Genomic DNA, 13858 nt, shown 5'->3' on the forward strand with positions numbered 1-13858 from the left:
GAGCGTACATAACCCCTAGAATAGGTCAAGTCCATCCTAAAAGTGGGAACACTGTTCTGCCTCTTAAGGTGAAAACTGACCAATGCGTGAAAATCAACTGAAACGGAAACTCAAGCGAGGTGAGGTTGTCCTCGGCCCGTTCATCAACTGCGCCTATCCGGCTTTTATAGAAATCTGCGGACACGCAGGATTTGACTTTGCCGTGATTGACATGGAACACGGTGCCCTCAACACACTGGTTGCCGAAGACCTGTGCCGTGCAGCCGACTGCGTGGGATTGGCACCGATTGTACGCATCCGCAAGAACGACGCACCGCAAATTCAACGGGCACTGGACATCGGCAGTGCCGGTGTTCAAGTGCCTCAGATAGAAACTCAGTCCGACGCAGCGGATGTTGTGCGTGGTGCCAAATATAGCCCTCTTGGTTCGCGCGGACTTTCATTTTACACCCGTGCTGGCGTGTACGCAGCAGCAGGGACGCAAATTACAAATCAGCTCAACGAAGAATCTCTGATTGTCGTTCACGTCGAAGGGATTCGCGGCGTCGAAAATATTGAAGAAATTGTCAGCGTGCCCCACATTGATGTCATTTTCCTCGGCCCTTATGACTTGTCGCAGTCTTTGGGCATTCCGGGGCAAGTGCAAGACTCGCGGGTAATTGAGCTGATGCAAAAATGCGTTACCACGATTCGCAAGGCTGGGAAATCTGCGGGCACATTTGCCGATAATCCTGAAACAGCGAAGCAGTGGATTGATGCCGGAGTTCAGTACATAACTCTCGGTGTGGATGTCGGTATTTTCCTGCGAGCGTGCGAGGCTTTGGTAAAAGCAGTGCGAACTTAAGGCTGCCAGTTCAGTAAAATCCCAGAGAAGGAAGAAATATGTAAAACTATATCTAAATTTTTACATTTCACTGAGTCATTGGGAGGGAATCTTTATCAAAAATTTGTATTAATTTTGTATTATAAACAACCAAATTAAAAATTCTAAGTTTATGCTTAAAGAATAGCCTTCCTAAAGTAGGAAGGAAAACTGGGGATCGAAGCGTACTGGAGAAAAAGCGATGCAAACGCTACCGGGATCGACGGATTTGGCTTATGCCATGATGTTTACCTTACACAAAGTCCATTCCGTAAAGATAGAAGGTTTTAAGCCATTCTTTAGCGATCTTCCTGTTGACCCTTACATCAAGAATAATTATCGTTTCAGAAGATTATCTCGGTTCAAAGTGTTTGGAAATGACTTAGTCAAACTACCGCATGGTTACTTGTTTCAAAGCAAGCAATACAATCCATTAGTCGGCGATATCAAGCGAGAGTATGCCGAACTAGATGATGCCATTACGAAGCTTGAAGATTTCAAAAAACTTGTTTTGGCATTTATTGATTACTGCCAACTCGACCCAGAAGCCGTTGAAATAGGAGTTCATCAAATTAGAACGACCTGTTCGCCAGATAATTATGGGAACCCTGCCCCTGAAGGGATTCATCGGGATGGGACTGATTTTGTCGGCATATTTTCTGTAGGACGGGAAAATATTCAAGGTGGAGAAACCCATCTCTACAAATCCAAAAAGCATGACCCGGTTTTTTCTAAAGTTCTTCATCCGGGCGAACTGCTATTAGTTAACGATCGGGAATTTTTTCACTATACAACTCCCATTCAGCCACTATTTCATGGTGAAGGAACAAGGGACGTATTTGTTCTGACTTGTCCCAGCTTATTGACAAATTAAGAAGGAGAAAGAGCGAATTTCTCAGTTTTAGCTGTGCTTTTTTAGTTACTGTTTTGAGCAGCTTGAACGAGCGTCCCGGCATTGGGAGGTAGAGTCTCTAAACTTTCGTATTAGCCATAGGGGCACGGCATTGCTGTGCCCCTACTTAAACTTAGGGGATGTAAAACTTAGCCACTCCCCTGTTTGCAGAAGCTAGCGGACAGATCTCAATTTCCTTGATTAGAGCCGTATTCAGCATCCTTTGAGTTGAAGCTTTGTCTTCGCTCTAAAATGCCAAATTTATGATAATTAGAGCCATTTAAATGGCGGAAACCCTCAAACTGCTGGGTTCGCCCAAATTGCCTTGTAAAACAACGCTCCGCTGATTGGCATCAAGGTGGCGCAGAATTTTGTAGATTGCCTCAATTTGATCGGAGGCACCCGCTTTCTGAGCCAACTCAGTCAAAGAAAGGGGAGCGCCTTCCTCTTGTACTGCCTGCAAAACTCGTCTTTGCAAGTCGAGAATGGCGGCGGCAGCCTTTTTACCCGCTTCTACCCCTGGCTGGTGATAAGCATTGATATTGACCAGGAAACCATAAAGTCCGACAGCCCGGTCATACAAAGCAATTAACGCACCTACCATGCGGGGGTTTACCTGAGGAATCGTCACGGTGACAGAATCTCGCTGGTTTTCATACAGAGCTTGCCGGGTTCCCTGGAGTAAACCAGAGAGATAGTCGCCGGATGTGACTTCCGGCTCGACGAAGGGGGAGTTACCCTGTCGGTCTTTTAAGACTTCAATGAAGGTCAGAAAGAAATTCGGGACACCCTCTCGCAACTGCTGCACGTAAGCGTGTTGGTCGGTTGAGCCTTTGTTGCCATAAACAGCAATCCCTTGGTAGACGATATTTCCGTCAAGGTCTTTTTCTTTGCCCAAAGATTCCATGACTAGCTGTTGCAAATAGCGGCTGAATAGCAGCAGGCTGTCTTTGTAGGGCAACACCACCATATCTTTTTCGCCTTTGCCATTTCCGGCGAAGTACCAGCTCATCGCCAGTAGTGCGGCTGGATTTTTCTTGACTTGGGGCAGGCGGGTGGCAGTGTCCATTTCTTTGGCACCGGCAAGCATGGCGCGGATATCGATTCCCTGCAAGGCGGCTGGGAGCAATCCTACGGCTGACAGCTCCGAGGTACGTCCTCCCACCCAATCTTCCATTGGGAAGGTTGCCAACCAGCCTTCTGAGTTTGCCTGCCGATCTAATTTGCTGCTTTCCCCGGTAATGGCAACAGCTTGAGGGGAAAAATTCAGATTCTGCTCAGCGAAGGCTTTTTGCACTTCTACCATGCCATTGCGGGGTTCTGGCGTCCCCCCTGATTTGGAGATGACTAAGACGAGGGTGCTGTTCAGCCGATCTTTGAGCTGGGAGAGGATACGGTCAATGCCCGCCGGATCGGTGTTGTCAATGAAGTGAATTGCCAGGGGTGGGAAGTCTGGAGCGATCGCTTGGGCGACAAATTGGGGACCGAGTGCCGATCCGCCGATACCGATGGAAACAATATCGGTAAACTTAGGAGCGTTGGGTGGATGAATTTCGCCGCTGTGGATTTTTTGGGCAAATGCTTCAATCTGCTCTAAAGTTTGGACAATCTGTTGTTTGATTTCCGGAGTGGGCGCTAAATCCGGGTCGCGCAGCCAGTAGTGACCTACCATGCGGTTTTCATCAGGGTTTGCGATCGCGCCTCCCTCCAGTGCCTCCATCTCCTGAAACGCCTTCTCAAACCTCGGCTGCATCGCCTCGACAAACTCATTATCAAACCGCATCCGGCTGACATCGAGGTAAAAGTCTAATCCCTCATGGTAGTAGAGCCATTCTTGGTAACGTTGCCAAAGTGCAGCAGCATCCATAAGTAAATCTCAATAAGCGTGTTTCCAGTCAACACAAGTTTAAGGTAAGCTTCAGCATCACTTTTGACGAATTAGCCTGTCAATTCGTTAATTGGGTAATTCTCCTACCCCAAATTGAGATTCAGAATTCCTTTAGAGTCCTGTACAGCTAGATTTATCTGAGATAGCCAGGAAAATTCAATTAGACCGCTCTATTCGGTCTTACAACGACCAGCTTTCAACTCGAAAGCCTCTTAAAGACGCGGTTTGGGCAGAACCCGCAGAAATTTAACAAGATGCCCGGTCACTTCAATCGCAATCAGATAGTCATCTATCGTAAAGCGGTAGAAGATACTATCAGACCCGATTCCCCGGAGTTCCGGCAAATCGGTAATTCGCTCGATCCGCATGAACTCCTCAAAGACGAATTCATATATCCGCTCTCTAGCTGCGTATTCTAAGTTCTTCAGGTCTCGCAGAAAAGACCGGGCATAGCGCACTTCTAGTTTCACAGGGCAACTGGCTCTTACTCCAAATGGCAGATACTTTTTCTTTTTACTGCGAAATTTGACTAAAAGCGATTTTTACCCCTTGATTCAGCCGACGAACAGGGGAAAACTTAGGGGAAGTGCAACATCCGGAGAGCTTCTTCGCGAGTTAGGGTTTCCCCCGGCTGTACGGTATGCTTCGACTCTTGGATGGCTTTGAGCATATACAGGTCATAATAAATCTGTTGTAGAACTTTCCAGGCGTCATCCAAGTTGTCATCAGCGAGTTGATCGATTAAATCGGGTAGCTGAGCAGTTAAGCGTTGTAATCGACCTCTGAGAAAATTCATAATTAAACACTGGCGAACAACGTAACATTCCCTAGAGCCTTCTTGTTAGAGGGATCTTGGACAATCTAAAGCTTAGAGCTTAGAGTTTATAGTTTATTGAGTCTCACAAGCGTGGCATGGTTGGCTATCTCATCTTTTTGACAATTTCTACGACAATTTTTGCCCTGTTTAGCTTGGGTTTAAATTTACAGTGGGGCTTCACCGGACTGATTAATTTTGGGCATATTGCCTTTATGACAGTCGGTGCATACACCACAGTGTTGTTGAGCTTGCAGGGGGTTCCCCTAATTTTCGGGGTGGCTATCGGTGCTGTTTTAGCAGCGCTGCTAGGACTGTTAATCGGATTATCAACTCTACGGTTGCGCGAGGATTACTTAGCAATCGTGACCATCGGCGTTTCCGAATTGCTCCGTTTAGTTGTCAATAATCAGCCATTGCCAATGGGCAAAGAATTTCGGCAAGGATCGTTTGGGGTATATGGATATGCCTTGCCACCAGGAGATAAGCTTGGTTTGATGGTGTTGTCGCTGCTGGTATTGGGGTTGACGTTTTGGCTGCTGGAGACGTTGGTGCGATCGCCTTGGGGTCGAGTGCTAAAAGCGATTCGAGAAGATGAGCAAATTCCTAAAGCATTAGGAAAAAATGTCTTTTGGTACAAATTACAATCTTTCATGCTGGGAGGCGCGATCGCCGGAGTCGCTGGGGCTTTTTTGGCATGGCAGACGACAACGGTTTACCCGAATAACTTTGAGCCACTGACGACTTTCTATGCTTGGACGATTGTTGTCTTGGGCGGTGCGGGTAACAACGTGGGCACAATCCTGGGAGCGGTGATTTTCTGGGGTTACGATAGTTTGACTCGCTTTTACTTACCTCAGTTGGTGCAACTGGATGCCTCGCGGGAAGGGGCATTTAGAATCATGGTGATTGGTTTAATCCTGATGGTGCTGATGGTTTGGCGTCCACAAGGTATCTTAGGGAAAAAAGAGGAACTGACCCTTGGCAAATAACTCGCACATTCCGCCCAATCGGTTGTCTGAGGGGTCTTTAAACGGGGGCGGCAAGCATCTCGAAGAAAGCCCCGATTTAGTCGAAGCAGACCCAAAACCCCCACTCTCAGAAATCGCTTTACTCGCTGCCAGCGGACTCTGTAAAAGTTTCGGCGGAGTTCGGGCTGTCGATAATGTCGAGATTACGGTACCGCAAGGCAGTATCACGGGGCTGATTGGCCCGAATGGTGCTGGCAAAACGACGCTATTTAATCTCCTCTCAAACTTCATTCATCCAGACAAAGGGCGGGTGATTTTTGACGGCGAACCGATTCATTCTTTGCAGCCGTATCAAATTGCTCAGATGGGAATGGTTCGCACATTCCAAGTCGCGCGGGTGCTATCGCGGCTTTCAGTGATGGAAAATATGCTGCTGGCAGCTCAAAAACAGACGGGGGAAAATTTTTGGAAAGTTTGCTTTCAACCCCATCTGGTGGCTAAGGAAGAACGGCAGCAGCGAGAAAGAGCCACGATTCTGCTGGAATCAGTAGGGTTGGCCGCGAAGGCGCAGGATTACGCCGGGGCGCTCTCTGGAGGGCAACGCAAGCTGCTGGAAATGGCACGGGCGCTGATGACGCAGCCAAAGCTAATTTTATTGGATGAACCGGCGGCTGGAGTGAATCCGACGCTGATTAGACAAATTTGCGACTACATCACCCAATGGAATCAGGAGGGCATGACCTTTTTGATTATTGAACACAATATGGACGTAATCATGTCTTTGTGCGATCGCGTCTGGGTTGTCGCTGAAGGTCGCAATCTTGCTGTGGGGACTCCGATTGAAATTCAGCGCAATCCACAAGTCTTAGAAGCTTACCTGGGGCAATAGAGCAGCGATTGTGTCTCATTGGTTAGCAGTAATTACCCAGACGTTAGTTTTGCTCTTGAGTGGCGCGGCACTTTTCTTAAGTTCCTGGATTGTGGTTCCAGCGCCCACAATGTCCTTACTGCCATTAGGGGTAGGGGCACCGGAAGTCAGTCCTTGGTTGGTGATGATAAACGCGATCGCAAGTCTGTTGGTGCTGGTAACGATCCGTCGCACTCCGTGGCAATTTCTGGCTTTGGCTGCTAGTTTGCTAGCACTGCTTTTGAGTGTTTTGCCACTTTTGCAGATGCCAGCGACACAACAGCATCTAGCAGCAGCAATGCGCGATGGTCTTGGCGACTACAGCGTAAATTTGCCCAGTTCTCAGCAAAAACGGATGCGCCAACAACCGTTCGTGTTGGCTGATGTGTTTCGAGGCATCAATCCCGGTGAGAGTCGTTATACCTCTGGCATCGTCTTTTCACAACCAGATGGTGTCCCCTTGAGCATGGATCTTTACCGACCGCCGCAAGTCGGCAATTATCCAGCGCTAATTATCATCTACGCTGGGGCATGGCGGAGCGGCGACCCAACCCAAAACGCTGATTTCAGCCGTTATATGGCTGCGAGGGGCTATAGTGTTTTTGCCATTGATTACCGACACACGCCGCGCTACCGTTTTCCGGCGCAGCTAGATGACGTGCGTGCTGCCTTAGCCTTCATCCACCAACACGCCGCCGAGTACGAGGCCGATCCCGAACGGATTGCCATCGTGGGACGTTCCGCTGGCGGACATTTGGCAATGTTAGCGGCTTATGAGCCGGATGCACTGCCTGTAAAAGCAGTGGTTAGCTATTATGGCCCAGTGGATCTGCCTGGAGGCTATGCCAACCCGCCACGCCCCGATCCCATCGATACGCGAGCGGTTTTAGAAACATTTATGGGGGGAACGCCTGCGACCATGCCCGATCGGTATCGTCTTGCCTCACCGATTAGTTATGTTAGGCGATCGCTACCACCAACTTTATTTGTACATGGAAGCCGCGATAATCTAGTGCAATTAAAATTTATCCAGCAAATGCACCAACGGCTGCTTGCAGATGGAAATACATCGGTTTTGCTGGAAATTCCTTGGGCTGAACACGCTTTTGATGCTGTCTTCCAGGGGCTGAGCAACCAGTTAGCGCTCTATCATACTGAGCGATTTTTAGATTGGGCACTGCGTTAATTCAAAAATGACTATGTTCGCTAATTTTGATGTGACTAAAATTGATACCCCTGAAGCAAGAATCAATTTAGTCAAGGCGGGATCTGGCCCTGCACTACTGTTGCTGCACGGCTATCCTCAAACCCACGTCATGTGGCATAAAATAGCACCTCGTCTCGCTGAGAATTTTACAGTAGTGGCACCGGATTTGAAAGGCTACGGCGACAGCTCTAAACCGGAAGGCGAACCAGATCATCGGAATTATTCAAAACGAGCGATCGCGCAAGATCAAGTCGAGGTGATGTCAAAATTAGGTTATGAAGAATTTTATGTAGTCGGTCATGACAGAGGTGCAAGAGTCGCTCATCGCATGGCTCTCGATCATCCTAACCAAGTTAAGAAACTAGCATTATTAGATATCGCGCCCACCCATAAAATGTACGCGACTACCGATCGAGATTTTGCCACGGCTTACTACCACTGGTTTTTTCTCATTCAACCCGATGGCTTACCCGAAACCTTGATTGGCGCTAATCCTGAATATTACCTCCGCACCTGTTTAGAAAGATGGAGTCAAGATTTTTCTGCCTTTGTTCCGGAAGCCTTGGCTGAGTATATTCGGTGCTTTAGCGATCGCGCTACGATTCATGCCACCTGCGAAGATTATCGCGCCGCTGCTACCATCGATTTAGAACACGATACCCTAGATATGGAGAAAAAAATTCTCTGTCCGCTGCTAGCTCTTTGGGGCGGAAAAGGAATTATTGGGCGCAAATATGATGTTTTAGAAACCTGGGGCGATCGCGCAATTGATGTACGAGGTAAGGCTATCAATTGCGGTCACTTTCTACCCGAAGAAGCGCCAGAAGAAACTTATCTCGCTCTGTATGAATTCTTGGCAACGTGAAGGCGAGATCCCGGACTTTTTAAAAGAACCCGGAATCTGAAGAGATAGCTGAAAAAATAGAATTGCTACAGTGAAAATTTATATTCTCATCCTAAAAAAATTGCCAAATTGATTCTCAAATATATCCAGAACTCATGCAAAAATTAGCTGCGGGGCTTGTTTTCGGAATGCTTGTCCTGGCTGTTGGCGCTGGAGGCTGCGATTTGATCCCTAGCCCTGATGGTGAAATTTCGCCAGATGAAACATCACCAACCGCCCCAAGCCCCACGCCTAGTTCCTCCAATAATTTCCTAACCTTGGAAGAGTATACTCACGAACTCATCAACCAATATCGAAAGTCCCAAAATTTGCCACCTCTGACGCTAGATCCTCGAATTAGCAAAGAGGCAAGGGCACACAGTCAGGCAATGGCAAAGGGTGCGGTTCCTTTCAGCCATAATGGATTTGAGCAGCGAGCGAAGGCAATTGGTAAATCAATTTCTTATGGCGGTGCATCTGAAAATGTGGCATACAATCAAGGCTTTAGCGATCCAGCCAAGCAAGCAGTAGAAGGTTGGCTAAAAAGCCCCGGTCATCTGAAAAATATTCAAGGTCAGTATGATTTAACTGGGGTAGGTGTTGCTAAGAACGCAAAGGGCGAGTATTACTTAACTCAAATATTCATTAAACGCCGCTAAGGAGAGAGAATTGGAAGATTTTCAAGTATACGATCGCGACCTTTCCGAGGAGATATTGTCTCAATATCTGCAAGAGTCAGCGATCGCTGTGGATACTGAAACAATGGGATTGATACCCCAACGCGATCGCTTATGCTTGGTGCAGCTGTGTGACGCTCAAAACCGGGTTACAGTCGTGCGAATTGCCAAAGGACAGATAGACGCTCCCAAATTAAAACAACTGATGGAAGCCCCCAATGTCCTAAAACTATTCCACTTTGCCCGTTTCGATGTTGCCCAACTACGGCAAAATTTAGGCATCCATGTAACTCCAATTTTTTGTACTAAAATTGCCAGCAAGCTTGCTCGCACCTATACTTCCCGCCACGGTTTAAAGGAGTTGGTGCAAGAGCTAGAGAAGGTAGAACTTGACAAAACGGCTCAAAGTTCAGACTGGGGAAATGCTGCAAACTTATCCGAAGAACAACTCCGCTATGCAGCGAATGATGTTCGTTATCTACTCAGCGTGCGACAAAAACTAATTGCAATGCTGCAACGCGAAGGGCGGTGGGAAGTTGCTCAGCAATGTTTTGAATGTTTGCCCACGATTGTGACTTTGGATTTGCTGCAATATAAAGATATTTTTGAACACTAAAAACGTGGATACAATAACTTATAAAATTCACGTCCTCTAGGGGCATGGTAATGCCATACCCCTACACAAGAAATAGCGGTTAAATCTACGTTTCTCATCTATTAGCGATTACTGATTCACAATTCATTAACAGCTAGCAGTCAGAACCGTCTCAACTGGAAAACCTACTGCTTTCCACGCCGCTACCCCCCCTCTGATTTCAGACACTTGTTGATAGCCAGCCGCACGCAGTTTTGTAGCACCAACTGCGGTTTCTTCATCGGTTTCACCGTAAATGTAAATATCACGGGTGAGTTCCAATTTGGTGAGGGCGCGATCAACTAATTCGTTCATCGGCATGGGGATAGCTCCCATGATGTGGCTAATATTAAATTGGCTGCGATCGCTTACATCAATAATCGTCAAAGCCGGTTCACCCCAGTCTAGCCGCGCTTTCAGGTCATAAACACGAGATTGGGCTTGCAGCGTTGGCGGTGACGGAATAATCCAAAAGAACTTATTCATCGCTGGGTATCATTCTTCTATGGCGTTCCCTGAAATTTAACAATAATTTTTAACATTTGCAAATTTTTATAGATAAAGTATTTACACTTGGGGGAATTTATGCCTATTTGTATAGGTGAAATTACTTAGAAAGTATAATCATTAGCTTTGACAATAAATGCTAGAAAAAATCTAAGATTTTCTTTTCCTGTATTGGCTGATTACTAAGTATTTTTTAAAATTTATTTTCTGGGAACTTTCAATCCTATTAAACGCAAAATAATCTTTAACAAAGGCATTTTGACAAAACTATAGGAAATTTTTTTCAAGGAACTGAAAGCTTTAACTGCAAATCAGGCAAAAATGCTTCATAGAAAATGGCTGTAATAAGATTTAAAATATAAGGTGTTTCAGGACTGGCATTAAGTAAAAATGTTCCCTGTCAAATCCGTCTCATCATAAAGTAATCCAACCGGGCTTGGGGAGCCTGGTTAGGTTTCGGGAATTGCAGGAAGAGAATGTAATGAATTAGCTAGATTAAATTTCAAATATTTAATCTAGCTAATTCATTACATTTTGAAATCATAATTCATTCTGCTTATTGCTTCTGAAGAAACGATTGCCGTGTTAGGATCGCTATCGATTAGATGAGCTTTAGTAGTGGTGCAAGAAAATGGAATTCAATGAACTGTTAACCTTAGCGCTGATGCTTAGTCCGGGTCTTTTACTGTCAATTTTGATATTGGCTGCTTTTGCGGCTGGCGGCTAAGACTATTTTTAGGTTCAAATGGGAAATTCCCTGAAACAGGAAGCCAATTGGCTAGTTGCCAACTATGCGATCGCAAGTTGGTAATGGAACGAGCAACTTTAACCGAAGCGATCGCCTAAAATGCCAAAAATAGGCGATAACTTCTCATCGAAACAATATCCTCTCTTGAGCTAGAGACAGAATTGCGATCGCAGATGACATATCGCTGAGAATTTGACTAAATTTAATCAGCGAATTTTTCGCTGTTAGAAGGTTTGTGAGACAGGGAAGAACCAGTCAACGATTCATCCAGCTGCATCCGTTGTTCAAGCTGGCGTAAGAAATAGCCAGTCATCATGGCTGATGCCAATAGACCTGCTAAATTTTCTCTGTCGGTCGTAATTTGAACGTTAAAATTCTCTGAGGGAAGCATTCCCACCAGTCCCTGAACGTTCTGCGAGACGATTTGCTTAATGTCCGGCGTGACAGATTTGGCAACTCGCGCTAAAACTTCTGGAGATTGGTGCTGAATATATTGGAGGAGCTGATTGACTTGTGCATCTTCAGGCTCGCGGTCGAACAATTCAGGGTTAAACACCATTGGAATAAAAAGATTTGAGTAGCTTTCCTTCTACTGTAAACGATTGTGTTGTTTGGCTACTCCATACTATTGGTTATCAAATGTAAGCCGATAGAGAGATTTTTTGAAAAATATGCTCTGTGAAACACCAAATGGCTGGTTTTACGGTACATCCTGCTGAGTCAGTTGGGGGAGTTGTTCGACTTCAAAATATTGATGAAATTTTTCCGTAACCTGTAACCAGTAGGAACGACCATCGGCTTGTCGGCGCTTGCGGATAAAACCCAGTTCGACAAGTTCCTGGACGTGCTGATAAGCTCCCGAACCGCGCAAATCGACCAACTCAGATTGGGTAATGGGGCCTTTGAGGGCGATCGCTGCCAGCGTCCTTAAGGCTCCCACGCCTAAGTCTAGCGGCACTAACGCCTCTACCAAACCTTGAAAGGGCGAGCGCAATTGTAAGGTAAAGCCTTCAGGCGTTTCCACCACTTCTAGGGCGCTATCCCGGTGGGCATAGTCAGTCATGAGTTCAATCAGGGCATCTTCGGCGTTATCGCGATCGCATTCAGCATATTCGGCAATTTCGCTAACCGAGATCGGCTTACCCTTGAGATAAAGAATGGCTTCAATTTTCGAGGCGAGGCGAGGCATCATTAGTCATTCGTCATTAGTCAGTCATTCGTCATTCGTCATTCGTCATGGGGAAGAGACTCTGAATAAAAGACGAATGACTAAATGGGTTAGTCTAGCTGGCGTCCTGTGAGTTCAACGAAAATATCTTCTAGATTGGACGGGCGAACCATCATACCAGTTTTATCCGGTGCAGCGTCAAGATAAGCGTTGGCTTGTTCCAGATTGGGGAAGAATTTGTATTCCCAGCGATCTCCTTGTTGTTTCATCACCAACCCTTCGCCGTGTTTAGAGCGCAGCTGTTGCAAGGTGCCAAGCTCAATCAATTGACCGGCATCCATGATACCAATGCGATCGCACAAATATTCCACCTCATCCATGTAATGCGTCGTCAGCAGCATCGTCATCCCTTGCTTATTCAAATCTCGGATAATTTCCCAGAGACGGCGGCGCGTTTGCGGGTCTAATCCCACCGTTGGCTCATCCAAAAAAAGAATAGAAGGTTGATGCAATAAGGCTCTGGCAATCTGCAATCGGCGCTTCATGCCACCTGAAAGGGTTTTTACCAGGCTATCTCGCCTGTCTACCAGTTCCACGTATTCCAGCCATCGATCGATGTCCTGCTGTCGCTGGTGCTGGGGAATATGGTGCATCCGCCCATGCAGTTCCATATTTTCCCAAACCGTCAAATCGGCATCCACGCTGATTTGTTGCAATACCACCCCAATATTTTGTTTTACCTGCAAAGGTTGTCGTACCACATCATATCCAGCGACCTCAATTTGACCTTCACTGGGTTTTGTCAATGTGGTTAGCATCCGAATTGTCGTAGATTTCCCTGCACCGTTAGGGCCAAGGAGTCCAAACATCTCTCCAGATTTAATCGTAAAGGAGAGGTCGTTGACGACAGGGATTTTGTTGTAGAGTTTGCGGACGTTCTCAAGGGAAACAGCAGTCATAGGAATTATTAAAAATTAGAAATGATTGGACTTTCAATATTTAATTCGCTATTTTCCTTTTCCTCCATTTCTTGCAAAGATTGCCAGCCTGCTTGCCACTGGGAGGGATTTTTTAGCAGCTTGGCGTTAATCCAGAAACGCACATTTGGGTCGCAGGAAGCAACCATTTCTGCAAAAACAAACTTGCCTTGGTTTTTGCGATTCACTACCTGAAAATGTCGCCATCCCCACGTTTTTTGCTGGGCTGTCCATTTGGAACCAACTAAGTAGGGAAATTTTTGTTTTTTCTGCATTTTCTATTTAATAAAATATTTTTCAACAAAAAATACTAAATCATGTTGCTAGATTTTTGGCACTTCTGAATTAGATTTATTGCACGGCATCATCAGGACAATTTGCTCTTGATTTTACGCACGCAACAGACGAGACGAATGAAGAAGTGAAGGATGCGATAGCGAAGCGCCGACCTGTCGGTTCGCTCTTCCCATCCCTCACAAGCGCGATCGCATCCTACTACTGGCTTTACTCAAGAGGGTGTTTTGAATCACTCTCAGCCAAGTAAACATTTTCTAGAGATTCTCTAGCCGTGTCGAGATTCTCTTGTTCTTGTGTGGTTCCCGCTGGTGATTCGACTTCGCCTGCTTCAATTTGCTGCTGGAATTCTAGCAGCGTCTCATACATTTCTTCGTTAATGTTGAATATGGGTTCTTCAGGCATGAATTCATCTCCGTTTAAAAATTG

The 13858-nt window shown here is 46.2% G+C and carries 17 protein-coding genes; 8 read left to right on the forward strand and 9 right to left on the reverse strand.

The window, feature by feature from the left end:
- Positions 1–82: 82 nt before the first annotated feature.
- The gene (locus NDI44_RS07115) at positions 83–844 is read left to right on the forward strand and encodes an aldolase/citrate lyase family protein (RefSeq protein WP_190410566.1); all 762 of its coding nucleotides are present in this window, start codon (positions 83–85) and stop codon (positions 842–844) included.
- A 220-nt stretch (positions 845–1064) separates the two neighbouring features.
- Positions 1065–1736, forward strand: coding sequence for a 2OG-Fe dioxygenase family protein (locus NDI44_RS07120; protein ID WP_190410567.1), 672 nt, complete (start codon positions 1065–1067; stop codon positions 1734–1736).
- 298 nt (positions 1737–2034) lie between these two features.
- Here the strand turns inward: NDI44_RS07120 and NDI44_RS07125 are convergent, their stop codons facing one another.
- From NDI44_RS07125 to NDI44_RS07135, 3 genes are all read right to left on the reverse strand, one after another.
- Positions 2035–3621 (reverse strand): glucose-6-phosphate isomerase, encoded by a 1587-nt coding sequence (locus tag NDI44_RS07125; protein WP_190410568.1) that lies wholly within the window; start codon positions 3619–3621, stop codon positions 2035–2037.
- A gap of 233 nt (positions 3622–3854) precedes the next feature.
- Positions 3855–4112, reverse strand: coding sequence for a cytotoxic translational repressor of toxin-antitoxin stability system (locus tag NDI44_RS07130; protein WP_190410569.1), 258 nt, complete (start codon positions 4110–4112; stop codon positions 3855–3857).
- A gap of 107 nt (positions 4113–4219) precedes the next feature.
- A complete protein-coding gene (locus tag NDI44_RS07135; RefSeq protein WP_190410570.1) occupies positions 4220–4438 on the reverse strand; it encodes a hypothetical protein in 219 nt (72 codons plus the stop codon).
- Positions 4439–4554: 116 nt separating this feature from the next.
- On the opposite strand from NDI44_RS07135, the gene NDI44_RS07140 reads away from it, so the two are divergent.
- The 6 genes from NDI44_RS07140 to NDI44_RS07165 all read left to right on the forward strand — a co-directional run bounded on the left by NDI44_RS07140 (position 4555) and on the right by NDI44_RS07165 (position 9717).
- Positions 4555–5448 (forward strand): branched-chain amino acid ABC transporter permease, encoded by an 894-nt coding sequence (locus NDI44_RS07140; protein ID WP_190410571.1) that lies wholly within the window; start codon positions 4555–4557, stop codon positions 5446–5448.
- A 112-nt stretch (positions 5449–5560) separates the two neighbouring features.
- Positions 5561–6316: an ABC transporter ATP-binding protein gene (locus NDI44_RS07145; RefSeq protein WP_347276889.1), complete on the forward strand. Its 756-nt coding sequence runs from the start codon at positions 5561–5563 to the stop codon at positions 6314–6316.
- Between the two features lie 10 nt (positions 6317–6326).
- Entirely contained in the window at positions 6327–7520 is a 1194-nt protein-coding gene (locus tag NDI44_RS07150; RefSeq protein WP_339380866.1) for an alpha/beta hydrolase, read from the forward strand.
- A 13-nt stretch (positions 7521–7533) separates the two neighbouring features.
- Positions 7534–8406 carry an alpha/beta hydrolase gene (locus NDI44_RS07155; RefSeq protein WP_190410573.1) on the forward strand — a complete coding sequence of 291 codons (873 nt, stop codon included), beginning with the start codon at positions 7534–7536 and terminating at the stop codon, positions 8404–8406.
- Positions 8407–8540: 134 nt separating this feature from the next.
- On the forward strand, positions 8541–9083 hold the full coding sequence (locus tag NDI44_RS07160) for a CAP domain-containing protein (RefSeq protein ID WP_190410574.1): 543 nt from the start codon (positions 8541–8543) through the stop codon (positions 9081–9083).
- Positions 9084–9093: 10 nt separating this feature from the next.
- On the forward strand, positions 9094–9717 hold the full coding sequence (locus tag NDI44_RS07165; protein ID WP_190410575.1) for a ribonuclease H-like domain-containing protein: 624 nt from the start codon (positions 9094–9096) through the stop codon (positions 9715–9717).
- Between the two features lie 126 nt (positions 9718–9843).
- Here NDI44_RS07165 and NDI44_RS07170 read toward each other — a convergent pair whose 3' ends face one another.
- From NDI44_RS07170 to NDI44_RS07195, 6 genes are all read right to left on the reverse strand, one after another.
- Entirely contained in the window at positions 9844–10221 is a 378-nt protein-coding gene (locus NDI44_RS07170) for a rhodanese-like domain-containing protein (protein ID WP_190410576.1), read from the reverse strand.
- A 971-nt stretch (positions 10222–11192) separates the two neighbouring features.
- Entirely contained in the window at positions 11193–11549 is a 357-nt protein-coding gene (locus NDI44_RS07175; RefSeq protein WP_190410577.1) for a DUF760 domain-containing protein, read from the reverse strand.
- A 141-nt stretch (positions 11550–11690) separates the two neighbouring features.
- A complete protein-coding gene (gene scpB, locus NDI44_RS07180) occupies positions 11691–12179 on the reverse strand; it encodes an SMC-Scp complex subunit ScpB (protein WP_190410904.1) in 489 nt (162 codons plus the stop codon).
- Between the two features lie 89 nt (positions 12180–12268).
- Positions 12269–13117 (reverse strand): ABC transporter ATP-binding protein, encoded by an 849-nt coding sequence (locus NDI44_RS07185; RefSeq protein ID WP_190410578.1) that lies wholly within the window; start codon positions 13115–13117, stop codon positions 12269–12271.
- Between the two features lie 8 nt (positions 13118–13125).
- On the reverse strand, positions 13126–13410 hold the full coding sequence (locus NDI44_RS07190) for a TIGR02450 family Trp-rich protein (RefSeq protein WP_190410579.1): 285 nt from the start codon (positions 13408–13410) through the stop codon (positions 13126–13128).
- A 229-nt stretch (positions 13411–13639) separates the two neighbouring features.
- A complete protein-coding gene (locus NDI44_RS07195) occupies positions 13640–13834 on the reverse strand; it encodes a hypothetical protein (RefSeq protein ID WP_190410580.1) in 195 nt (64 codons plus the stop codon).
- Positions 13835–13858 lie beyond the last annotated feature (24 nt).

It is taken from the genome of Trichocoleus sp. DQ-A3, from assembly GCF_039961975.1.
Classification (GTDB): Bacteria; Cyanobacteriota; Cyanobacteriia; order Cyanobacteriales; family FACHB-T130; genus FACHB-T130.